The following is a 21671-nucleotide window of genomic DNA, read 5'->3' as shown; positions in this document are numbered from 1 at the left end:
TACCTGCCATGACCGTAGTCCCCATCGACCAAGCGGTCAGAGCCTGTCCCGACCCGATGAACTCCGTCCTCGGCAAGGTCCGGTCCATCCTGGAGGCGTTCACCGCCGACGACGACTCGCTCTCGCTCGCCGATCTGGTGCGCCGTTCGGGAGTGGCGAAGGCGACCGTCCACCGGCTGTCCCAGGAGCTGGTCGCATGGGGGCTGCTGGAGCGGGCGGGCTGCAACTACCGGCTCGGACTGCGCCTGTTCGAGATCGGGCAGCGGGTGCACCGGCAGCGCATCCTGCGGGAGGTGGCCCAGCCGTATATGGAGGATCTGCTGCTGGCCACGCGGGAGACCATCCACTTCGCCATCCATGACGGGCTGGACGTGGTGTACCTGGAGAAGATCCTCCCCCACCGGGGGCTGAGCGAGGAGTCGCGGGTGGCGGGGCGGCTTCCGCTGTACTGCACGGCGACCGGCAAGGCGATCCTCGCCCACTCCCCCGGCAGCCTGTTCGGCGAGGTGATCAGGAGCGGGCTCAAGCCGTTCACCCGCCACACCATCACCTCGCCGGGCCGGCTGCGCACCCAGCTGGACCGCGTACGCGACCAGGGCATCGCCACCGAGGCGGAGGAAGTCCGGCTCGGCTATATGAGCATGGCGGTCCCGGTCTTCGGCCGGCAGAACACCCTCGCCGGGGCCCTGTCGATCACGGCGCCGACCTACCGGGTGGACGCGATCGCCCATGCCAGCGCGCTGCGTACGGCGGGGCTCGGCATCAGCCGCTCGCTGAGGTCGGCGCTGTGACGGCGCCCGCCGTGTCCTCCCCCGCTCTGGACGAGGTGCTGGCACGGGCGCGGGAGCTGATCGACCAGTGGCGGGACGAGGACTGCGGCACCCCGACGGTCAAGGACTTCTGCCGTTACGCCGCCGCCCTCAACGACGGCGAGTACATCCGCCGGGCCCGCGCCCTGGAAGCGGACGGCCGGCCCGTCGAGGCGCCCGCCCTGTTCCTCGCGGCCACCATGAGCTGGGAGGACGGCCCGCCGGAGGACGAGCTGCGGCCGGATGGCCTCGCCCGGCGTGAGTCGCCGTGCACCGAAGGTCTCCCGGTGCGCCAGGTGCACGGCGGCCAGTCGGTGCGCCTGGTCCGGCCCCCGGTGGCCGGAACGCGGATCACGGCGACCCGTGCGGTCGTCTCCGCGCGGCACAAGCACGGACGGTCGGGTGAGTTCGTCCTCCTGGGCGTGCGGACCCGGTTCCTGTCGCCCGACGGGAGCGAGCTGACGTCCGTGGACGAGACGATCGTGGTGCTCGACGCCACCGGAGGTGACCGATGACGGCGCCCGCTGCCGGGACCGAGTGTCCACCGCGCCGGTACGCCCACACCAGTGTGCAGCTGTTCCGCTTCAGCGCCGTGTCGTGGAACGCGCACCGGATCCACTACGACGCCGCGTTCGCGGCGTCGGAGGGGTTTCCCGACACGGTCGTGCAGTCGACGTTGCACGGCGAGACACTCAGCCGCAATGCCCTGGAGTGGGCCGGGCCGGGCGCCCGGCTGGAGTCGGTGGCGTGGCGCAATGTGGCCACGGCGGTGGCCGGTGAGCAGCTGACCTGGGCCGCGACGGTGTCCTCGGTCGAGGGCGCACGGGTCCGTCTGGACGCGCGCATCCTCAAGGCCGACGGCTCCGAGTGCGTCACGGGGGCGGTGGAAGTGACGCTCGCCGGGTGACGGCCCGGCTCGTCCGGGTGTGGGAGCGGTGGAACCCAAGGCCGGCGGGGGCCTTGGGTTCCACCGCTCCCACGTGTCCGGGCCACGGTGTCCCGGCGCCACCGGTTCCGCGCCCTGTCCCGGCAGGCGGACCGATTCCATTGGACCGTGATCCGGGCCTGCCTACGCTCCCTTTCCATGAGCGTTCTCAACGTTGAGCCGGTCGCCGCGGAGGACGCGGCGGTGGTCGAGACGGACATCCTGATCATCGGCGCCGGCCCGTCGGGCCTGTACGGCGCCTACTGCGCGGGCTTCCGCGGGCTGCGTGTCGCCGTGATGGATGTGCTGCCCCAGCGCGGCGGCCAGATCAGCGCGATGTACCCGGAGAAACCGATCTTCGACATCGCCGGATTCGCCTCGGTCCGCGGCCGCGACCTGGTCGACAACCTGGTCGCGCAGGCGGAGACACACGGCACCCGCTATCTCCTCGGCCACCGCGCGGCGGAGCTGTCCTACGACGACGGCCTGCCCGTGGTCCGCAGCGACCGGGGGACGACCGTACGGGCCGGGGCGGTGGTGATCACCGGGGGCGTGGGGACCTTCACTCCCCGCCCGCTGCCGGCCGGGGAGGACTTCCTCGGCCGCGGCCAGGTGTACTTCGTGCCCGACCCCACCGTCCACGCCGGCCATGACGTGGTGGTCGTCGGCGGTGGCGACAGCGCCTTCGACTGGGCGGCCCTGCTGGCCCCCATGGCGCGCTCGGTCCGGCTGGTGCACCGCACCGCGCGGTTCCGCGCCCACCGCGCGTCGGTGGAGAAGGTCCGGGCACTCGGCATCGAGATCCTCACGGACTCCGAGGTCAGCGGCCTGTACGGCGGTGCGCTGCTGGACGAGGTCGAGGTCCGCCACCGCGTCACGAAGGACACCACGCGCCTGCCCGCGCAGACCGTGGTGGCGGCCCTCGGCTTCATCGCCGACCTCGGCCCGCTGCGGGACTGGGGCCTCACCCTGGAGGCGCGCCGGATCGCCGTGGACACCCACATGGCCACCAACCTCCCCCGCGTCTTCGCGGCCGGCGACATCACCGACTACCCGGGCAAGGTGCGCCTGATCTCCGTCGGCTTCGGCGAGGCCGCCACGGCCGTCAACAACGCCGCCACGGTCATCGACCCGGAGGCGGCGCTGTTCCCCGGGCATTCCACCGAGAAGGAGAACTGACATGGCCTACGTCATCGGCGCGTCCTGCGTTGACATCATGGATCGGTCCTGCATGGAGGAGTGCCCGGTCGACTGCATCTACGAGGGCGAGCGCAAGCTCTACATCAACCCGGTGGAGTGCATCGACTGCGGCGCCTGCGAGGTCGCCTGCCCGGAGCAGGCGATCACCCTGGACCGGAAGGCCGATCCCGAGCACCGCGCGGACAACCGGCGGTTCTTCGAGGAGATCCTGCCCGGCCGGGACGCCCCGCTGGGCACCCCCGGTGGCGCCGGAGCGATCGGCCCGCTGGGTGCCGACACCGCCCTGGTGGGGGGCCGCTGAGCGCACCGGACGTGGCGCTGCGGCCGGTGGCCCCCGCCGGATTCCGACCACTCACACCATTCCTGCCAGGCAAAAAAATCTCTATATTGTCCATCCTCAGAATTAACGGTGTCCTTGGTCAGGCATCAGCGGGCGAGGAGGGCATGTCGTGACGACTGCAGCGGTACCTCGTGGCAACGGCGAGGAAGCCCGGCCGGACGGGCGGTCCCCCAGGTCCGTCCTCGGCAAGGTCGGGCTCATCCTGTCCGCCTTCGGCGACGGCGACCTCACCCTCAGCCTCACGGAGCTCACGGCGCGCACCGGGGTCGCCAAGGCCACGGTGCACCGGCTCTGCCAGGAGCTCGTCGCCTGCGAAATGCTGGAGCGGGACGGCTCGGACTACCGGCTCGGCCTGCTGCTGTACTCGATCGGGCTGCGCGCGCCCCGGCAGCGCACCCTGCGCCACGCCGCACGGCCGGCCCTGGAGAACCTCGCGCAGGCCCTCGACAGCCCGGTGAGCCTGTCCGTGCCGAACGGCAGCGACCTGCTGTGCATCGACAACGCGGGCCGCCACCGCAACCGGGCCGGCGCCTCGATCGGCGGACGGCTGCTCCAGCTGCACAGCACGGCCCCGGGAAAGCTCACCCTGGCCCTGCTGCCCGACCAGTACCCGCTGGCGCGACTGGCCCCCGATATGCGCCGGATGACCGCCCGCACCCTCACCGCCGACCGGCTCCCGGGCGAACTCGTGCGCATTCAGGCACAGGGCTACGCCACCGACTGCGAGGAACACCGGCTCGGCTATTCCGCCGTGGCCATACCCGTGCGCGGGCCCCGGGACGGCGCCTATCTGGGCGCGCTGTCGGTCGTCGCCCCCACGGCACGCCAGAACGTACCCCGTACGCTCGCGGCGCTGCGGACCGCCTCGGAGGCCGTCACCACCCGTCTTTCGGTGATCGAGGCATACCGCACCGAGCCGTAGCCCCCGTCCGTCGTAGTCCTCGGTCCGTGACCCCCAGCCCGTGGTCCTCGACGAGCAGCCGGGCTATCCCGCGTTCGCTGAAGACGTCCCCGGTGGCGAGGGCCACCGCGCCGTGCAGGGCCGAGGCCGCGCCGAGCTGCGTGGTCGTGATGGTCAGCTTCCGCGTGGCCAGCGGCAGGGCGCGCTGGTACACCACCTCCCGCACCCGGGAGAAATGAGGTTCGCGTCGTTGTCGACCTGGGCGGGGGCGCGGAACCGGGTCCGCAGCCGTTCGGCCACCGGGAAACCGTCCCAGCCGGGCATGCCGTTGGGCCTGAGCGGCGAGCCCCGCCACGGGTCCACCGGGGCGGGCAGCCCCATCACCACCTGCCGGACCCGGTCGGGGTCGCACCCGGACCGCTCCAGCAGCGCGAACAGCCGGTCGCACACCAGCTCCAGGACCGTTTCCGGCACCGCGTCGATCCGCACGAGCACCGTGTCCCGCGCGAGGACGCGTCCGCCGAGATCGGCGATCGCGATCCGCGTCTCCAGGTTGTCGACGTCGGCGACGGCGATGGTTCCCGCCCGCGGGCTCAGCGCCAGCAGCCGCGGGGCCGCCCGCGCACCGATTCGCCGGACTCCAGCTCCTGCAGGATGTCACGGCCGAGGAGTTGGTCCACCTGCTGGCCGACGGTGGAGCGGGCCAGACCGCTGCGCCGCGCGGTCTCGGCCCGGTTCGTCGCCTCACCGGCCACCACGAGGTCCAGCACTCTGCGCAGTCCGACGGGGACCGCGGGCAGCCGAGCGTCAGACCACCGGGGCCGGGTAGGTCGGGTACTCCACCCCGGAGACGTACTGGACGACGCGGATGACCTGGCAGGAGTAGCCGAACTCGTTGTCGTACCAGAGGTAGAGGATCGCGTTGTCGCCCTCGACCTTGGTGGCACCGGCGTCGACGATCGAGGCGTGGCGCGAGCCGATGAAGTCGTTGGAGACCGCGTCGGGGGCGCTGGTGAAGTCGATCTGGCGCTTGAGCGGCGAGGTCAGGGACACATCGCGCAGATAGTCCAGGACCTCCTCGCGGGTGGTCTCGCGGGCGAGTTGCAGATTGAGGATGGCGATCGAGACATCCGGCACCGGGACGCGGATCGAGCTGCCGGTGATCTTCGCCTCCAGATCGGGCAGGGCCTTCGCGACGGCGGAGGCGGCACCGGTCTCGGTGATGACCATGTTGAGCGGCGCCGAGCGGCCGCGGCGATCGGACTTGTGGTAATTGTCCAGCAGGTTCTGGTCGTTGGTGAACGAGTGGACGGTTTCCACGTGGCCGCGCAGGACGCCGTACTCGTCCGCCATCGCCTTCAGCGGCGGGACGATCGCGTTGGTGGTGCAGGACGCGCAGGACAGGATCCGCTCATCGGGCTTGATCGTGTCGTGGTTGACGCCATGGACGACGTTGGGCACATCGCCCTTGCCCGGCGCGGTCAGCACCACCTTGTCGATACCGGGGCGCAGATGCTTCGACAGCCCCTCGCGATCGCGCCACTTGCCGGTGTTGTCGATGAGGATGGCGTCCTTGATGCCGTACTCCGTGTAGTCCACCGACGTCGGGTCATCGGCGTAGATCACCTTGATCTCGTTGCCGTTGGCGACGATCGCGCTGTTCGCCTCGTCAATGGTGATCGTGCCCTGGAACTGGCCGTGGATGGAGTCGCGGCGCAGCAGTGAGGCACGCTTGACGAGATCCTCGCCCGCCCGGCCGCCGCTCCCGCGGACGACGATGGCGCGCAGCCGCAGACCATTGCCGGACCCGGCCTTCTCGATGAGCAGGCGGGCGACGAGGCGGCCGATGCGGCCGAATCCGTAGAGGACGACATCGCGCCCCTCACGGCATTCGATCTTGTTGGCACCCGTGGCACCGGCGACGGCCTCGGCGGTGAACTCCTCCACCGAGAGACCGCGGTCGTCGGTCCGGTGCGCCTCGGCGAGCATGCCGATGTCGATCTGGGAGGGGCCGAGGTCGAGCGCGGTGAGCGCCTGCAGGAACGGCAGGGTGTCGGTGACCGAGAGTTCCGCACCGGCGATCTGGCGGGCGAATCGGTGGGTCTTGAGGATGCTGATGACCGACTTGTTCACCAAGGAGCGGCTGTGCAGCAGGACTGTGACGTCCCGCTCCCGATGCAGCTTCCCGATGACGGGGATCATCGACTCCGCGATCTCCTCGCGGTGCTTCCAGTTGGTGAACGAGTCCTCGTTGAGAGTCACAAATCCATCTTTCGAGCTAGGTGGCGCTCACATGCTAACCCCCCAGGTCACGGAGGTACCCGGCACCCCCCAGGGCGCCCGGGGAGGAGCCCGCCGAAGGACGGCCACGGGTGACGGCTCGTCAGCTCAACCGACCCGGCCTCTTTCGTATACGGCCGGAGTTTCACTTATGAATTGTGACGCGGATATCGGCTGTAAAATGGGAATTTAGTGAGCGACGCTTTTCGGCCAGCGGCCACCGCGAAACTTACCATTAACAGGAATTTACCAGTGAGAAATACCACTCCCCCAGGGATCAGCACCCGGTAGCGGTCCGCCTCCGGAGAGGTAGATGGTTTTCACAGGCAACCATCTCTGCTGAGTGAAAGGGATGATCACTGTGTGTGGCATCACCGGCTGGGTCTCCTACCGCCGCGATCTCACCTCCCACCGCCAGGTCCTCGACACCATGACGGAGACGATGGCCTGCCGAGGCCCGGATGCGGCCGGAGCGTGGGTGACCGGCAGGGCTGCGCTCGGCCACCGCAGGCTGGCCGTCATCGACCTGCCCGGCGGGGCACAGCCCATGACCGTCGACACCGCCGACGGTCCCGTGAGCATGGTCTACTCCGGTGAGGCGTACAACTTCACCGAGCTGCGCGATGAACTGCGCCGCAGGGGCCATGGCTTTACCACCGACTCCGACACCGAGGTCGTTCTGCGCGGCTACGTGGAGTGGGGCGACTCCCTCACCGAGAAGCTGAACGGCATGTACGCCTTCGCCATCTGGGACTCCCGCACCGAGAAGCTGGTGATGGTCCGGGACCGGATGGGCATCAAGCCGTTCTACTACTACGAGACCGACGACGGCGTCCTCTTCGGATCCGAGCCCAAGGCCATCCTCGCCAACCCGCTCGCCGCCCCCGAGGTCGGCCTCGATGGGCTGCGGGAGATCTTCTCCTTCGCCAAGACACCGGGGCATGCGATCTGGAAGGGCATGAAGGAGCTGCGCCCCGGCCACATCGCCGTCGTCGACCGCAATGGACTTCGCGAGCAGGCGTACTGGCGTCTGGAGGTTTCCGAGCACACCGATGACCAGGACGCGACCGTCGCCCATGTGCGGGAGCTCCTGGAGGACATCATCGCCCGGCAGCTCGTCGCCGATGTGCCCCGCTGCACCCTGCTCTCCGGGGGGCTCGACTCCTCGGCGATGACCTCGCTCGCCGCCCGCAAGCTCGGCGAGCACGGCGAGACCGTCCGCAGCTTCGCCGTGGACTTCCCCGGGCAGGCGGAGAACTTCCGCGCGATCGACGTGGCGCCCAGCGTGGACACCCCGTATGTACACGCCGTGGCCGAGCATGTGAAATGCGACCACCGGGACATCATGCTCGACGGCTCCGCCCTGTCCGACCCCGCGGTCAGGCAGGCAGCCATCGCGGCCAGGGATCTGCCCACCGGGCTCGGCGACCGGGACAACTCGCTCTACCTGCTGTTCAAGGCCGTTCGCGAACAGTCGACCGTGGCTCTTTCGGGCGAGTCGGCGGACGAGGTCTTCGGCGGCTACCCGTGGTTCCACGACGAGCGGCGCGAGGCCGACACCTTCCCGTGGCTCGCCGGAGGATTGACGCTCGGCGACACCAAGAGCCTGCTGTCCCAGGACCTCACCGACACGCTCGACCTGGACACCTACCTCCGTGACCACTACCTCAGCGCCCTGGACGAAGTCCCCCTCAAGGACGGCGAGACCGGCCTGGAGAAGCGCATGCGCCAGGTCTGCTACCTGCATCTCACCCGCATGGTCAACACCCTGCTCGACCGCAAGGACCGGATGAGCATGGCCGTCGGCCTGGAGGTCAGGGTGCCGTTCTGCGACCACCGCCTGGTCTCCTACGTCTTCAACACCCCCTGGTCGCTGAAGACATTCGACGGGCGGGAGAAGAGCATTCTGCGCGAGGCCACCCGCGATGTGCTGCCCGAGTCCGTGGCCAACCGCAAGAAGAGCGGTTACCCCGGCAGCTTCGACCCCGCCTATCTCTCCGCCATCAAGCAGCAGGCGGGCGACCTCATCACCTCGGGACACCAGGCCCTCGAACTGTGCCGCGTCGAGACGCTGAAGGAGGCGATCGCCGCACCGGCGGAGGACATCACCACCCAGCAGCGCGCCACCATCGAGCGCGCCCTGGACCTGGCGACCTGGATGGACCTGCGCAAGCCCACCATCACGCTCGACTGACACCCGCGGTTCGACCGCACCGCGAGAGACGGACGGGGACCTGGCCACCAGGTCCCCGTCCGTCGTCCCGGTGGCCTTGTGTCAGGCCCCCTCGCGCACCGGAGGTTCCGTGGCTCCGGACGGCGCGGCCGTGAGATAGCGGGTGAGCATCGCGACGAGTTCGTTCTCCAGCCGGGTGGTGTCGATGGAGTCGGGCGCCGCGATGAGCACATGGACGACCAGCTCGATCGTGGACACGATGAGCCGGGCGGCGACGTAGGTGTCCTCGACCGCGACCTCGGGATGGCGCTCGAGCAAGTCCTGGGTGTAGGCGACCCGCTCCCGCTCCTGGCGGGCGATCTTCTCGAACAACTCCGGGGAACGGGGGGCCTGTTCGCCCATGACGCGGAGCAACTGCGGGTCGTCGAGGTGGTTCTCGATCACGGTACGCGCGAAACCACGGAGGACCTCCTCGAGGGATTCGGGCTCCTCCGCGTCCTGCCGGTTCCGGATGGCGGCCGCCCCGGCATCGAGATGACGGGTCACCAGCTCGGCCAGGATCGCATCCTTGTTCGGGTAGTACTGGTAGAGCGAGCCGATCGAGATCCGTGCGTGCTCGGCGATGCGGTTGGTGGTCCCGGCGGCATAGCCGTATTCGGCGAAAATGTGAGCAGCGGCCGTGAGGATGCGCTGCCGGGTGAGCTCGGCCCGGGCCTGGCGTGGCTGTTTACGTGGCTGAAGTCCGCGACGGCCGGTCGTCATGACACCTCCTGGGCAGCGCCGGGAAAGCGAGTGGCGCAAGACCTGAGTAATTACTCACAATGGTGCCATGAACTGCGGCGGAGCGGTGAATCACCGTCGTCGGCAGGGAGCGGGAGGCCACCGGCACGGCACCCGCGCGCCCGCCGCTCCCCCTCCCGGAAGGAGTCCTCATGACGCAGACCAGCACCCGCCCCCGGCGGTTGTCGCCGGCCGAGGTCCACGCCCGGCTCGGGGAGCCCGAAGCCATGATCAAGGACAAGAAGCTGGACCATATCGACGAGCACTTCCGCTTCTTCATCGCGCATTCCCCCTTCCTCTCCCTGGCCACGGCGGACGCGGCGGGGCGCGCCGACTGCTCGCCCCGTGGCGACTACCCAGGGTTCGTGAAGGTCCTCGACGGCCATACGCTCGCGATTCCCGACCGCCCCGGCAACAAGATCGCCGACTCCTTCCGCAACCTCGCCGAGAACGACGGGGTCGGGCTGCTCTTCCTCATCCCCGGGATGCGGGAGACCCTGCGGGTCAACGGCCGTGGCTATCCCACCGATGAGCCCGATGTACTCGCCCGGATGCAGACCGAGGCCAGCGAACCGGTGCTGGCGATCGTCGTCGAGGTGGCGGAGGCGTACTTCCACTGTGGTCGCTCGCTCATCCGCTCCCGGCTGTGGGACCCCGCGAGCCAGGCCCTGGCCGACGAGATGCCGTCGGTCGGTGAGATCGCCGCCGCCCAGATCGGGGCGGACGTCGATCCGACGGTGCTCACCCACGCTCTCGAAGAGAGCTACCGGAAACTCTACTGACCACGGCACAAGGTGAATCAACGATGCAACAGACCGTCGTCGACCACATCGAGCAGGTCGCCGAAGACGTCGTCTCCCTCGTCCTGCGGGGCGCCACCGGTCCGCTGGCGCCCTGGCAGCCGGGGGCCCATATCGACCTTGCCCTGCCGAACTGGCTGACCCGGCAGTACTCGCTGTGCGGTGACCCGGCGGACCAGGAGTCGTATCGCGTCGCGGTGCGGCACGACCGCCTCAGCCGGGGCGGTTCGGAATACATCCACCGGTTTCTGCGCCGGGGCCGCACACTCGATGTGTCGCTGCCGCGGAACCATTTCCCGCTGCTCCCCGCGCCGGAGTATCTCTTCCTCGCCGGCGGGATCGGCATCACCCCGATCCTGCCGATGCTGCGGGCCGCGGCCGCGTCGGACGTCCCGGCGTCGCTGGTGTACATGGGACGGTCGGTGGCGTCCATGCCCTTCGCCGACGAACTGCGCTCCTCCTATGGCGATCGGGTACGGATCGTCGCCACCCGGGAGCGGGGCAGGCCGGACTTCGCCGCCCTGGGAGCCGCGCTGAGCCCCGGTGCCGTGGTCTATGCCTGCGGCCCCGGACCGATGCTCGCCGCGGCCGAGGCCGCGTTCCCGGCCGGGAGGCTGCACGCGGAGCGATTCCGCCCGGTGCCGAGGTCGTTCGCCCCCAACACGGCGTTCGAGGCGGTGTGTGCGCGGTCGGGGCAGACGGTTCAGGTCCCGCCCGACGAGTCGCTGCTGGACGCCCTGACCCACGCCGGATATCCGGTGGCGTCCGGATGCCGCGAGGGGGTCTGCGGCAGTTGCGAACTCGCCGTCATCGACGGCGAGCCCGAGCACCGGGACGACATCGGCGCCCCCGCGGGCCGCATGTACGCCTGTGTGTCCCGCGCCCTGTCCCCGCGGCTCGTCGTGGACCTGTGACACCACGGCGAGCCGACTCGAACGGAAGGCGAGGAAAGACGTGCTGCCCAAGGTGCGCACACCCGAATCACGGCGAATGATCACACTGGAGGTACGCGGGAACACCAGGCTGACACCCGGTTTCTCGACCATCACGCTCGGCGGCCCGGAACTGGAGCAGCTGAAGCCCACGGGCTTCGACCAGACCGTGCGGCTGTTCTTTCCCCGCGAGGGGCAGGACAGGCTGAGAATGCCGAAGCTCTCCAGCGAGGCGTGGATGGCGGAGATTCTTCTGCTGCCGAAGTCACGCAGGCCCTGGGTACGCAACTTCACCATCCGCCGGGCCCGGCCCGAACTCGGGGAAGTGGACATCGAGTTCGCCCTGCACGGCGACACCCCGGCCTCCGCATGGGCCCGGCGTGCCCAACCCGGAGATCCGGCGGGCATCTTCGACATGGGCGTGACCTACCTGCCGCCGGCTCATGCCGAATGGCAGCTGCTCGCCGGGGACGAGAGCGCCGTGCCGGCGATCCTCGCCATCCTTGAGCACGCTCCGGCGTCACTGGCGGCGGAGGTCTTCCTGGAGGTGCCGGAGACCGCCGACATCCGCGCGGACATCACCGCTCCCGAAGGCGTACGGGTGCGGTGGCTGGCCCGGGACGGCGCGGACGCGCTGCCCGGCAGGCTGGTCCTCGACGCGGTCAGGACGTCGTCGCCGCGGCCGGGCCGGTTCTACACCTGGGTCGCCGGGGAGGCCGGGATGGCGACCGGGGTGCGCCGCCATCTGGTGCGGGACCGCGGCGTACCGAAGCCGGACATCGCGTTCTTCGGGTACTGGCGGCACGGCCGCTCGAGCCCCGGCTGACCCCTGCCGCTCCGCCGGTGCGGTGTGCTCACACCGGTGGCCGCGGGTCGTACTGGATGCCACGTCGCACCTGACGTGCGCGCTCCGGCGAGGCCAGCCGGGCGACCAGGTGCAGCGCCATGTCGATACCGGCCGAGACCCCGGCGGAGGTGATCACGTCACCGTCGTCGACGAACCGCTCGTCGGGCCGTACGTCGATCGTCGGGTCGAGCTCCGCGAGCAGGTCCAGCGACCCCCAATGCGTGGTCGCGGGCCGCCCGGCCGCGGCACTGGCGGTGGACGCCGCGCGCGCGGAGCCCGGCGACCCGCTGCGGCGGGCCTACGCCGATGGCATGCGCCACCTGGTCGACGGAATGGAGCGAATCAGGAGGAAGTCCGGCGACGACTCGCCGGACGAAGGGACGATTCTGGTCGAACTGTCCACCATGATCGGGGCGTTGGTCCTGTCACGGGCCTGCGCGGGCGACGACCTCTCGGACCGCATCCTGACCGCGGTACGCGACCACGTCCTCGGCGACGATGAGCAGACGCCCGAAGGGAAGGACACTTCCGACACCGCCGGGTGAAGCGCGCGCTCGCGTCACGGGGGAAAAACCTCCGTGACGCGAGCGCGGGGGCGGGCTACCGCCCGAGCGCCGAGGACAGCCGCGCCGCGAGCGGATCGCCGTCGAGGAAGTCCACCAGCTCGCCGAGGGTCGGTCCGGTGGCGGGGCCGTGCCGGGTGACCGCGAAGGCGGCCGCGGCGTTGGCACCTCGTACGGTGGTGCCCGGGTCAAGCCCGTGGCCGAGGAGGGCCAGGAACGCTCCCGTATGGGCGTCGCCCGCGCCGTTGCTGTCGACCGCGGTCACCCGGCGGCCGGGGATGTGCAGGGGCTCTCCGCCGGGCGGGACCAGCCAGCAGCCGGCCGCGTCGGCCCGCAGAAGCACACCGGTGCGCGGGCCCAGCCGGGCGGCGAGCGCGGCCGCGGCCTCCTGGGCGTCGTCCCGGCCGGTCAGCAGCCGCCCCTCACGCTGGTTGCAACTGACCCAGTCGCAGCGCTCCAGAACGGGTGCCAGCACCTCCTCCGGGATCTGGTCCGCCAGGGGACCCGGATCGAGGAAGACCCGGATGTGCTCCGGCAGCCGGGCGACGAGCGAGGCCAGGACCGGGCCGTTGACCGGGTAGGCGAGCCCGTAACCGGAGATCTGCACCAGGTCGCCGGGGCGCAGCGCGGCGAGCACGGACGTCGCGTGGGCCTCGGTCAGCCGGGCCTCCGCTCCGAGGCTGGTGGCGAAGGTGCGCTCGCCGCCGCCGTCGACGAAGGCGACGCAGAAGCCGGTGTCCTCCTCCGCCACCGGAGCCAGCACCATCTCGATGCCTTCCCGGGCGAGGTCGGCCCGCACCCGGTCGCCGAACGGCCCGGTGCCGTGGGCGCCCGCGTACACGGCCGGCAGGCCCAGGCGGCGGGCGGCGGTGAGGACATTGAATCCGCCGCCCGTGGTGAGGGTGGTGCCCGTGGAGACGATGTCGCCGCCACGTTCGGGCAGTGCGGGCACCCGCATCACCAGGTCGACGATGGCGTTGCCGAGCAGGACCAGCCGGCCGTCCATGACCTCGCCGGAGGCTCCGAGGGTGCCGTCGTGGCCGCTCATGAGAGCTCCCGCGCGGCCGGAGCGGGCAGCACCTGCTGCTGGGGACGCTGCCCGGACGCCTCCTCGCGGACGGTGCCGTCGAACCTGCGCAGCACGGCGTAGACGGCGGCGGCGAGCAGCAGGGTCACCACCCACCCCAGCCCGTTGGACCCGATCCAGCTGTGGGACAGCGGCCCGGAGAACCAGACGTCGGTCGCGCTGGTGCTCGCCTCGGTGAACAGCAGGCCCACCACGATGGCCGCCGCCCAGGCGATCATCGCGGCCCAGGCGATCCCGCCCCGGAACCAGTAGCGGCTGGACCGGCCGACGTCCATCAGCGCCGCGCCGTCATAGGACCGGCGGAGTATCAGGTCGACCGCGAAGACGCCCACCCAGGCGTTGATGGGCACGGCGAGGAGGGTGAGGAAGGTGATGAACGGTCCGTAGAAGTCCTTGGCGATCAGGATGAAGTAGATCCCGCCCGCGAAGGTGACGACCACGTCCAGGCCGACGGCGAGGGTGCGCCGGACCCGTATGCCCAGGGTGATCATGGTGAGTCCGGCCGAGTAGACGGACAGGTGGTTGGAGAGCAGCAGTCCGCCGAACGCGGCGATCAGATACGGGATGGACATCCACGACGGCAGCATCGTGTTGATCGCCGAGACGGGGTCGGAGGCGGAGGCGAGATTCGGTTCTCCGGCCGCGAGGAGCGAGCCCAGCGAAATCAGCACGACCAGCGGGATACCGGCGCCGAAGGCGGAAGCGGCCACCAGCCTGCCACCCGGAATCCGCCGGGGCAGGTAACGGGCGTAGTCGGCGCCCGTGTTGGCCCAGCCGATCCCGGTACCGGCGGCGATCATGCCGACGCCCACGACCATCGCGCTCACCGATCCGACCGGGGCGTGGAAGACCTTGTCCCAGTCCACGGTCGTCGCGAGGAAGATGATCACGACGAGGTTGAGCAGGCCGAAGATATAGCTGGCCCACCTGTTGATCCACATGATGGTGGCGTGGCCCAGACCGCTGATCAGCAGTGTGCAGCCGATGAAGACCAGCAGACACACCACGGTCAGGACGGTGTTCCGCCGGATGCCGAAGGCGACGTCGAGCAGTGCCAGCAGGGCGAAGGCGGCCGTGGTGGTGTTGATGGTCTCCCAACCGAGCCGGCTCATCCAGGTGACCAGCGTGGGGCCGGCGTTGCCGCGGACTCCGAACACCGCGCGGGAGAGGGTGAGGGCGGGCGCTCCGCCCCGCTTCCCGGCGATGCTGAGGGCGCCCACCAGGGCGAAGGAGCCGAAGGACCCGAGAATGGCCACGACGGCCGCCTGCCAGATGTTCAGGCCGCGGAAGCTGACCAGGGCCGCGCCGAGCGGCAGGCCGAGGATGCTGATGTTCGCGGCGAACCAGGTCCAGAACATCTGGCTCGCGTGGCCGTGCCGCTCGGCGTCCGGGACCGGCTCGATGCCTCGGGTCTCCACGGAGCCGACGCGGTCGTTCTCTGAAACCGCCATGGTGGTACCTGTCTTTCTGTCCGGGGGCGCTCCGGTGCGGATGTGGGGGCGGGTGTGGGGGTCACTCGGCCGTGCCGGCGCGCAGCGCGAGCAGGGCCGTGGCCAGCGGTTCCAGGTCGAGACCGTTGACCGAGCGCAGAGTGGCGAGGGCCTCGTCGGGCAGGCCCGAGGCCCCGCTGACGGCACCCGCTACGGCGCCCGCGATGGCGCCGATGGTGTCGCAGTCACCGCCGAGGTTGGCCGCCAGCAGACAGGCCCGCCACGGCTCACCCTCGGCGAGGGCCAGCACGGCGAAGGCGGCGGGGACCGACTCCTGGCTGGCGACACTGGTGCCGACCAGGTCGCAGACGCGGTCCAGGGCCTGCCGCTCGGGCAGACCGCGGACCAGTTCCACGGCCCAGCCGATACGGGCGGCGATATCGGCGCCGGCGACCCAGTGGCCGCGCTCGGCCCCTGCCGCCGCCGCCGTGACCGCCGCGCCGAAGGCGTCCGCCAGATCGCCGCCGTCGATGCCACGGCTCACCGCCGCGGCCACGGCGGCGGCGGAGGCGATGCCGATGGAGGTGTCATGGGTGACCTGACACGCCTCCGCGACCCGGTCGAGGAAGGGCTCCAGCGGGGTATCGGGGAAGGCGATGCCGACGGGGGTGATCCGCATCGCCGCGCCGTTGGTGGCACCGGCCTTGCCCGCCTCCTCCGGCGGTACACCGCGCGACACGGCCTCCAGGGCCGCCTTGGTGGAGGGGCCGAGCAGGTCGAAGGAGCCCTTGGCCTTCATGGCGCGCTCCCACTCCAGGAGTTCGTGCGCGAGCCGCAGCGGTTCGATCCGCCCGCCGGACCCGGTCAGCAGCCGGCCGACGATGACGGCCTGATCGGTGTCGTCCGTGACCGAACCGGCGGGCATTCCGGCGCTCACCGGGTTGTCTTCGGGGCCCGGCTCGAAACCGGTGACGGTGCCGAACCGGGCGACGATGGACGCCCGGGACATGATCTGGGTGGGCATGCCGAGGGCGTCGCCCATCGCCAGGCCGTAGAGGGCGCCGAGCGCGCGGTCGTGCCGGTGGTTCATTCGGGATTCCTGTCGGTGCGGAGGCTGTACGTCGGGGAGGGCGGGCGCCGCGTGGGGTCTCATCGGGGCTCTCATTGGGGCTGCTCGCCGAAGCCCAGGTGCAGTTGGAAGCGGGCGGGGTCCAGCAGGCTGGTCACCTGCTCGACGATCTGGCCATCGGCTCCGCGGCTGACCCGGCGGGTGTTGAGCCACACCTCGCCCTCCTGTCGGCGGAGCAGTGTCGCCTCGTCGGCGGCCAGTTGCCGTACGGAGGCCCACTCGTCCCCGTGGGTGGCGCGGATGCCGACCGCGGCGAGGGTCTTGGTCAGCGAGCCGTCGAGGAGCCCGCCGAGCGGGACGTCGGCCAGGGCCGGGGCCATCGGAACCCTGCTGCGCTCCAGCGCGACCGCGGTGCCCTCCGGCAGCACGCGCAACCGGTCCAGCGCCATGAACTCGACGCCCTCGATGCCCAGTTCCCCGGCCAGCCGGGCATCGCGCACCGCTTCGAGGCGGAGGACCTCGGTGGTGACCCGGGCGCCCTGGTCGGCCAGCGCCCGGGTCCAGCCCAGGCGGTTGTCCAGCAGACCGCCGTCGAAGGTGACGAACGAGCCGACGCCCGCGTGGGTGGAGATCAGCCCTTGCTTGCTGAGCTCGTCCAGCGCCTGCCGAACGGTGGCCCTGCTGACCGCGAAGCGCCGGGTGAGCGCGTGTTCGCCGGGCAGCCTGCTGCCCGGCTCCAGGGTGCCGCTGTGAATCTCACGGGCCAGAACGCGGGCGATGCGCTGATGCTTGAGGACCTGTTTAGGCATGTCCGGTAGTTAGCCATACATGTCCAGTCCTGTCTAGAGTCGCAAGACATGCATCCGCCGACGGTCGTCGGCCACGAGGCGGTCCGTGTGTGATCAGCGACGGACAGTCGGAGTGCTCATCAGCGCGCGGCCGGCTCCTGGGCCTGCCGCTTGCGGGCGCGGTACGCGGCCGCCTTGAGCTTGTTGCCACAGAGGTCCATCGCGCACCACTGCCGGCGCCCGCCTCGCGACCGGTCGATGTAGACACGGGTGCATTCGGGGTTGCCGCACTCCTTGAGGAGCGGCACATCCGGACCGCTGAGGAGCTCGACGGCATGCCGTGCCACCGTGGAGAGCGCCTCTTGCGATGTCGCGTCCGTCCGCCGCCCGCTCGCGGTGAGTTGCGGCGCCGCGGCAGGCTCACGGGCCGTGTCATTCACCACGGCGAGCGCCTCGCTGCCGTAGGGCTCCCCCGCGCCCCGGGCGGTGACCAGCTCGTAGATGGCCTCCCGTAGGGCCACCGCGCGCTCGACGTCGGCATGCTGACTGGCGGAGACGGTGTCGACGATTCCGGACTCCAGGTACCAGGCGTCCAGCCGGTCCGGTGACACGAACATCTCGAACCGCACCGAGCGGCGAGCGCGCAACGTCGCGGCGAAGTCGAGAGCGGGGTTCCCACACAGAAAGACATGCTCCAGATTCACGTCACCATCCTGACAGGTGATTTTTATCTTTCGCAAGGCTCGCCACGGGAGCCAGGGGGCGCGCCGCTCCAAGCGGTGAGTCGTGCCGGTCAGGCCGCCTCGTGCAGGATCGCCGCCAGCTCACCGGGCCGGTCGAACATCGGCCAGTGCCAGCCGGGCAGCTCCCGATACGCCGAACTCTCGGTCGCCATGTGGCGGAAGGCCGGAACGGTGGCGATCCGCGCCCGGACCCGCTCCACCGAGAAGCCGCACAGCACGTGCAGCCTCGGCAGCTTCTCCCACGCCTCGGTCAGCCGGACCGGTGTGGTGGCGGTGGCCCACGGCTGCGGCACCGACAGCCGCACCAGCCGTTCGAGCATGCCGTCCGGCAGCCCGGACACCCCGGAGGCCAGCTGATGCCACGGCGGTGGCGGCAACTGCCAGCCGTGCCCCTCCTCGCGGACCAGCTCGGCGTTGCGCGTCCGCTCCTTTGGCGGGGCGAACTCCGCCTGGGACATCCCGTCCGGCAGCGGACCGCTGTCGATGAACACCATCCGCTTGATCCGGTGCGGCATCCGGTCCGCCACGCTCGGGACCACCACCGCACCGGCATAGCTGTGCCCGACCAGGACCACGTCGTGCAGATCCTCGTAACGGACCAGGTTGAGCACATCGGTGATGTGCGTCTCCACATCGGTATCGGGCCGCGCCAGGTGTGCCCGCTCGCCCATCCCGGTCAGGCTGAGCGGATGGACGTCGTGCCCACGGGCCCGCAGGTCGGCGGACACAGGACGCCAGGCCCAGGCCCCGAGCCAGAACCCGGGAAGAAGTACGTAGGTCGCCATGGCCCACACGCTAGGAGGGATACCGGACAGGAGTCGCCCGGTATCCGCGCCATACTTCGGGCATGACCCGACCGACCGCCCGCGTGCTCGCCCTGCTGGAAATCCTGCAGGCAGGTGGCACCCGCACCGTCGCCGACCTGGCCGACCGGCTCGGTGTGGACGAGCGCACCGTCCGGCGCTACATCGGCCACCTGATCGACCTGGACGTCCCGGTCCGTTCGGTGCGCGGCCGCTACGGCGGCTACCGGCTCGCCCCCGGCTACCGGATGCCCCCGCTGATGCTCACCGACGAGGAGGCGCTGGCGGTGCTGCTCGGCCTGGTCGCCGGGCGCCGGGCCGGGCTGGTGACCACGTCCGTCGCGGCGGCGGAAAGCGCCGCCGCCAAGGTGCGCCGGGTGCTGCCCGAGGCGCTCGGCCGCCGGCTGGACGCCCTGCTGGCCACCGCCGACTTCACCGCCCCCGCCCGTCCCGTGGTCATCCCGGAGACGAGTGTGCTGCTGATGCTCGCGGAGGCCGCGCGGGACCGCCGGCCGGTCGCCGTCAGCTACACCGCCTGGAAGGGGCGGCGCAGCGAACGCACCGTGCACCCGTACGGGATCGTCGCGCACTCCGGGCGCTGGTATGTGACGGGGGCGGACTCGGCCAGCGGCGAGGTGCGTACGTTCCGGCTGGACCGGATCGAAAGCGCGACGGTACTGCCCGGGTCGTTCGAGGTGCCCGTGGGGTTCGATCCGGCCGCCCGGGTGCTGTCCGGGCTCGCCGGGGTGCCCTACCTGCACGAGGTGTCGCTGCGGGTCCAGGGCACGGTCGAGCAGGTTCGCCACCGGCTCCCGCCCGGGCTCGCCACCGTGCGGGAACTGCCCGCGGAGGAGGCGGACCGTACATCCGGGGAGGGGGAAGGCGGCGGATGGGTGCGGGTCCGACTGCGGGCCGAGCGGCTGGAGTGGGTGCCCTCCGTGCTCGCCTGGCTGGATCTCCCGTTCGTGATCGAGTATCCGGACGCTCTGCGCGACCATGTGCGCGCCCTGGCCCACCGGCTCGACACCTGCGCGGACGCGGTCGCCGGTGCGGCCGAGGGTGCGGAGTCGGAGCGTTCGGCGGCCACTTTCCCGCCGCCGCCTTCCCCGGCGGAGTAGCACCGGCCCCTTCCAGCAGGGCGAGCCGCCCAGGACCGGGCGGCTCTCCCGGGCCGCGCGGGCCGACCGGCCGGGGCCGAGCCGGTGCGACGCTCAGCCTCGGGGCCACCGTACGGCGGTGTCGGCCACGGCGGAACGCGCCCGCCGCAGCGTCTCGGTATGCCCGAACAGACCGGGCAGACCGCCGGTGTGCAGGAAGACCGTGCGCTCCCCGGGGCGCACCTGGCCGTCGTGAACGGCCGCGATGAGACCGGCCAGAGCACGGCCGGTGTAGACGGGGTCGAGGACGATGCCTTCGGTGCGGGCCGCGGTGGTGATGGCGTCCATGACCGGTTCGGTGAACGCGGAGTAGCCGGGACCGACCTGATCCAGGCGCAGCCGCAGGGACGTGGCCGCGGGCCGTCCGGCCAGCCCCTCGACCAGGTGGCCGACGGTGTGCCCGGGATCGGCGATGGCTCCGCAGTGCACGCCCAGCACCCGCTCGGCTCCCAGGGCGTGGACGAGACCGGCCATGGTGCCGCCCGATCCGAGCGCTACGACCGCCGTGGCCAGGTCCGGGGCCTGTTCCAGGAGTTCCGTCCCCGCCTCGGCATAGCCCTGGGCGCCCAGCACACTGGATCCGCCGAAGGGGATCACCGCGGGCCGGGCGCCTCGCTCGCGCAGCTCCCCGGCCACGTTCTCCACGGCCGCCGCGAGTTCGGCCTCGCTCACCTCCCCCGCCCATACGACGCGGGCGCCGAAGAGGCCATCGAGCACGATGTTGCCGGTCATTCCCTCGCTCGGCGCACCGGCGAGGACGAGGACCACGTCCATGCCCAGCCGTGCCCCGGCCGCGGCCGTCAGGCGGGCGTGGTTGCTCTGCGCGGCCCCGCTGGTCACGAGCGTGGTGGCGCCCTCGGCACGGGCGGCTCCGGCCGTCCACTCCAGTTTGCGGACCTTGTTGCCCCCGCCGCCCAGCCCGATCAGATCGTCCCGCTTGACCCACAGATCATCGGGCTCCAGTCCGATCGCACGGGCAAGCCGCGGCGCGGCCTCCAGCGGTGTGGGCCGACTCATCAGCTCGACCCGCGTGGTTTTCTGACCCGGCGTGGCTTCCTGACGCTCTTCTGACACGATCGCCGCCTTCGCTCGCTGCGCTGAAGGATATCGGGGTGGGAGAAACGGCCGTCGGACGGTCGCGGGACACGTGCGCAGGCGCACGGCCGGCGCGACACATCACCTACCGGTTTCGGCGTGAAGGGGTTGCGACAAGGCGGCCTTGGCCTGCCTGGTCTCGGCATCGGCATCGGCATCGGCATCGGCATCGGCATCGGCGAGAACTTCCCACCGGTCGTTCGCCAAGGCTTCCACGGTCCGTTCCGCCACTTCGGCGGTAGTGATCTTAGGCGCGTCCGCCCAGGAGCTGAGGTCCGTGTCCACGAAACCGGAATGGACCCCCACCACGAGCGTGCCCTGTTCCCGAAGTCCCGTGCGCGGCGCGTCCGTCAATGACCACTGGGCCGACTTGGAGGCGGCGTATCCGGGGAAGCCCGGCGACCCGGCCCAGGACGCCAGCGACAGCATGTTCACCAGCGCGCCACCGCCGTTGCGGGCGAGGATCGGGGCGAACGCCCGGATCGGCGGCACCGTTCCCGCACTCTGAGCACCATCCCTTCCGGGAACGGCCCGCGAACCATCCCTCAGCAAACCATCAGCGAGGCAGCCATGACCGACGACACCACGCCCTTCGATGCCACCGACCTGCCCGGCGTCGTCAAGCGGTATCTGAAGGCGCACAACGAGCACGATCTGCCCGCGGCCTCAGCCGCACTGACGCCGGACGCGACCGTCATCGACGACGGCCGCACCTACGAGGGCATCCCGGCCATCGAGCGGTGGCTGGACCGCGCCACCTCCGAGTACACCTACACCACCACGTTCATCGGGGCCGAGCACGACGGCCCGGACCACTACACCGTCACCCAGCGCCTCGAGGGTGACTTCCCCGGCGGCACCGTCGACCTTCGCTATCGCTTCACCCTGGACCAGGGCCTGATCAGCCACCTCACCATCGCCCCCTGCCGCACCCCGCCGTGGCGGCACA

25 protein-coding genes and 1 pseudogene are annotated in these 21671 nt (G+C 70.9%); 13 read left to right on the top strand and 13 right to left on the bottom strand.

The window, feature by feature from the left end; all coding sequences use genetic code 11:
* Positions 1-8: 8 nt before the first annotated feature.
* The 6 genes from AS97_RS42390 (at position 9) to AS97_RS42365 (ending at position 4196) form a co-directional block, all read left to right on the top strand.
* On the top strand, positions 9-791 hold the full coding sequence (locus AS97_RS42390) for an IclR family transcriptional regulator (RefSeq protein WP_059145574.1): 783 nt from the start codon (positions 9-11) through the stop codon (positions 789-791).
* On the top strand, positions 788-1324 hold the full coding sequence (locus AS97_RS42385; RefSeq protein WP_086706064.1) for a MaoC family dehydratase N-terminal domain-containing protein: 537 nt from the start codon (positions 788-790) through the stop codon (positions 1322-1324). The genes AS97_RS42390 and AS97_RS42385 overlap by 4 nt, the downstream gene beginning before the upstream one ends.
* Positions 1321-1716 (top strand): MaoC/PaaZ C-terminal domain-containing protein, encoded by a 396-nt coding sequence (locus tag AS97_RS42380; RefSeq protein WP_059145576.1) that lies wholly within the window; start codon positions 1321-1323, stop codon positions 1714-1716. Before AS97_RS42385 ends, AS97_RS42380 begins: the two co-directional genes overlap by 4 nt.
* A gap of 177 nt (positions 1717-1893) precedes the next feature.
* A complete protein-coding gene (locus AS97_RS42375; protein ID WP_125757266.1) occupies positions 1894-2913 on the top strand; it encodes an NAD(P)/FAD-dependent oxidoreductase in 1020 nt (339 codons plus the stop codon).
* Between the two features lies 1 nt (position 2914).
* Entirely contained in the window at positions 2915-3235 is a 321-nt protein-coding gene (locus AS97_RS42370) for a ferredoxin family protein (protein WP_210566771.1), read from the top strand.
* Between the two features lie 148 nt (positions 3236-3383).
* Positions 3384-4196 (top strand): IclR family transcriptional regulator, encoded by an 813-nt coding sequence (locus AS97_RS42365; protein ID WP_210566770.1) that lies wholly within the window; start codon positions 3384-3386, stop codon positions 4194-4196.
* A 153-nt stretch (positions 4197-4349) separates the two neighbouring features.
* Here AS97_RS42365 and AS97_RS48085 read toward each other — a convergent pair whose 3' ends face one another.
* The 3 genes from AS97_RS48085 to AS97_RS42355 form a co-directional block, all read right to left on the bottom strand.
* Complete coding sequence (locus AS97_RS48085; protein ID WP_247204670.1) at positions 4350-4664, bottom strand: ROK family protein; 315 nt, start codon at positions 4662-4664, stop codon at positions 4350-4352.
* Between the two features lie 104 nt (positions 4665-4768).
* The gene (locus AS97_RS48080) at positions 4769-4945 is read right to left on the bottom strand and encodes a hypothetical protein (protein ID WP_247204669.1); all 177 of its coding nucleotides are present in this window, start codon (positions 4943-4945) and stop codon (positions 4769-4771) included.
* 37 nt (positions 4946-4982) lie between these two features.
* On the bottom strand, positions 4983-6437 hold the full coding sequence (locus AS97_RS42355; protein ID WP_210566769.1) for a glyceraldehyde-3-phosphate dehydrogenase: 1455 nt from the start codon (positions 6435-6437) through the stop codon (positions 4983-4985).
* Positions 6438-6816: 379 nt separating this feature from the next.
* Here AS97_RS42355 and asnB point away from each other — a divergent pair, with 379 nt between their 5' ends.
* Positions 6817-8649 (top strand): asparagine synthase (glutamine-hydrolyzing), encoded by a 1833-nt coding sequence (gene asnB, locus AS97_RS42350; RefSeq protein WP_059145626.1) that lies wholly within the window; start codon positions 6817-6819, stop codon positions 8647-8649.
* A gap of 81 nt (positions 8650-8730) precedes the next feature.
* Here asnB and AS97_RS42345 read toward each other — a convergent pair whose 3' ends face one another.
* Positions 8731-9390: a TetR/AcrR family transcriptional regulator gene (locus AS97_RS42345; protein ID WP_086706060.1), complete on the bottom strand. Its 660-nt coding sequence runs from the start codon at positions 9388-9390 to the stop codon at positions 8731-8733.
* Between the two features lie 170 nt (positions 9391-9560).
* Between AS97_RS42345 and AS97_RS42340 the strand changes: the two genes are divergently transcribed.
* The 3 genes from AS97_RS42340 (at position 9561) to AS97_RS42330 (ending at position 11966) form a co-directional block, all read left to right on the top strand.
* Complete coding sequence (locus AS97_RS42340) at positions 9561-10190, top strand: MSMEG_1061 family FMN-dependent PPOX-type flavoprotein (RefSeq protein WP_059145583.1); 630 nt, start codon at positions 9561-9563, stop codon at positions 10188-10190.
* A 23-nt stretch (positions 10191-10213) separates the two neighbouring features.
* Positions 10214-11122, top strand: coding sequence for a PDR/VanB family oxidoreductase (locus AS97_RS42335; protein ID WP_059145584.1), 909 nt, complete (start codon positions 10214-10216; stop codon positions 11120-11122).
* Positions 11123-11198: 76 nt separating this feature from the next.
* The gene (locus AS97_RS42330; RefSeq protein ID WP_210566768.1) at positions 11199-11966 is read left to right on the top strand and encodes a siderophore-interacting protein; all 768 of its coding nucleotides are present in this window, start codon (positions 11199-11201) and stop codon (positions 11964-11966) included.
* A 28-nt stretch (positions 11967-11994) separates the two neighbouring features.
* On the opposite strand, the gene AS97_RS48770 is transcribed toward AS97_RS42330, so the two are convergent.
* On the bottom strand, positions 11995-12123 hold the full coding sequence (locus tag AS97_RS48770) for a hypothetical protein (protein ID WP_260613116.1): 129 nt from the start codon (positions 12121-12123) through the stop codon (positions 11995-11997).
* Here AS97_RS48770 and AS97_RS42320 point away from each other — a divergent pair.
* Positions 12116-12532, top strand: coding sequence for a hypothetical protein (locus tag AS97_RS42320; protein WP_185929792.1), 417 nt, complete (start codon positions 12116-12118; stop codon positions 12530-12532). The genes AS97_RS48770 and AS97_RS42320 overlap by 8 nt on opposite strands.
* Before the next feature lie 55 nt (positions 12533-12587).
* On the opposite strand, the gene AS97_RS42315 is transcribed toward AS97_RS42320, so the two are convergent.
* The 6 genes from AS97_RS42315 to AS97_RS42290 all read right to left on the bottom strand — a co-directional run bounded on the left by AS97_RS42315 (position 12588) and on the right by AS97_RS42290 (position 18452).
* Entirely contained in the window at positions 12588-13598 is a 1011-nt protein-coding gene (locus tag AS97_RS42315; RefSeq protein WP_086706058.1) for a PfkB family carbohydrate kinase, read from the bottom strand.
* Complete coding sequence (locus tag AS97_RS42310) at positions 13595-15088, bottom strand: cytosine permease (RefSeq protein WP_059145586.1); 1494 nt, start codon at positions 15086-15088, stop codon at positions 13595-13597. The genes AS97_RS42315 and AS97_RS42310 overlap by 4 nt, the downstream gene beginning before the upstream one ends.
* Before the next feature lie 61 nt (positions 15089-15149).
* The gene (locus AS97_RS42305; RefSeq protein ID WP_059145587.1) at positions 15150-16157 is read right to left on the bottom strand and encodes an ADP-ribosylglycohydrolase family protein; all 1008 of its coding nucleotides are present in this window, start codon (positions 16155-16157) and stop codon (positions 15150-15152) included.
* A gap of 71 nt (positions 16158-16228) precedes the next feature.
* Complete coding sequence (locus AS97_RS42300; protein WP_059145588.1) at positions 16229-16945, bottom strand: GntR family transcriptional regulator; 717 nt, start codon at positions 16943-16945, stop codon at positions 16229-16231.
* A 119-nt stretch (positions 16946-17064) separates the two neighbouring features.
* Positions 17065-17628 (bottom strand): ABATE domain-containing protein, encoded by a 564-nt coding sequence (locus AS97_RS42295; protein ID WP_185929872.1) that lies wholly within the window; start codon positions 17626-17628, stop codon positions 17065-17067.
* A gap of 89 nt (positions 17629-17717) precedes the next feature.
* Positions 17718-18452 (bottom strand): alpha/beta fold hydrolase, encoded by a 735-nt coding sequence (locus tag AS97_RS42290; protein WP_086706080.1) that lies wholly within the window; start codon positions 18450-18452, stop codon positions 17718-17720.
* A 62-nt stretch (positions 18453-18514) separates the two neighbouring features.
* On the opposite strand from AS97_RS42290, the gene AS97_RS42285 reads away from it, so the two are divergent.
* Positions 18515-19588, top strand: a complete 1074-nt coding sequence (locus AS97_RS42285) for a YafY family protein (protein WP_059145590.1) — start codon at positions 18515-18517, stop codon at positions 19586-19588.
* A 93-nt stretch (positions 19589-19681) separates the two neighbouring features.
* On the opposite strand, the gene AS97_RS42280 is transcribed toward AS97_RS42285, so the two are convergent.
* The gene (locus tag AS97_RS42280; protein WP_247204668.1) at positions 19682-20701 is read right to left on the bottom strand and encodes a D-cysteine desulfhydrase family protein; all 1020 of its coding nucleotides are present in this window, start codon (positions 20699-20701) and stop codon (positions 19682-19684) included.
* Between the two features lie 102 nt (positions 20702-20803).
* The gene (locus AS97_RS42275; protein WP_247204667.1) at positions 20804-21364 is read right to left on the bottom strand and encodes an SDR family NAD(P)-dependent oxidoreductase; all 561 of its coding nucleotides are present in this window, start codon (positions 21362-21364) and stop codon (positions 20804-20806) included.
* Here AS97_RS42275 and AS97_RS42270 point away from each other — a divergent pair.
* A pseudogene (locus AS97_RS42270) lies at positions 21293-21565 on the top strand (nuclear transport factor 2 family protein); the annotation flags it as partial. The gene AS97_RS42275 and the pseudogene AS97_RS42270 overlap by 72 nt on opposite strands.
* Between the last annotated feature and the right edge of the window lie 106 nt (positions 21566-21671).

It is taken from the genome of Streptomyces sp. AgN23, from assembly GCF_001598115.1.
Lineage (GTDB): Bacteria > Actinomycetota > Actinomycetes > Streptomycetales > Streptomycetaceae > Streptomyces > Streptomyces antimycoticus.
The sequence above is the reverse complement of the archived record's forward strand: the minus strand, read 5'-3'. Positions and strand labels throughout refer to the sequence as shown.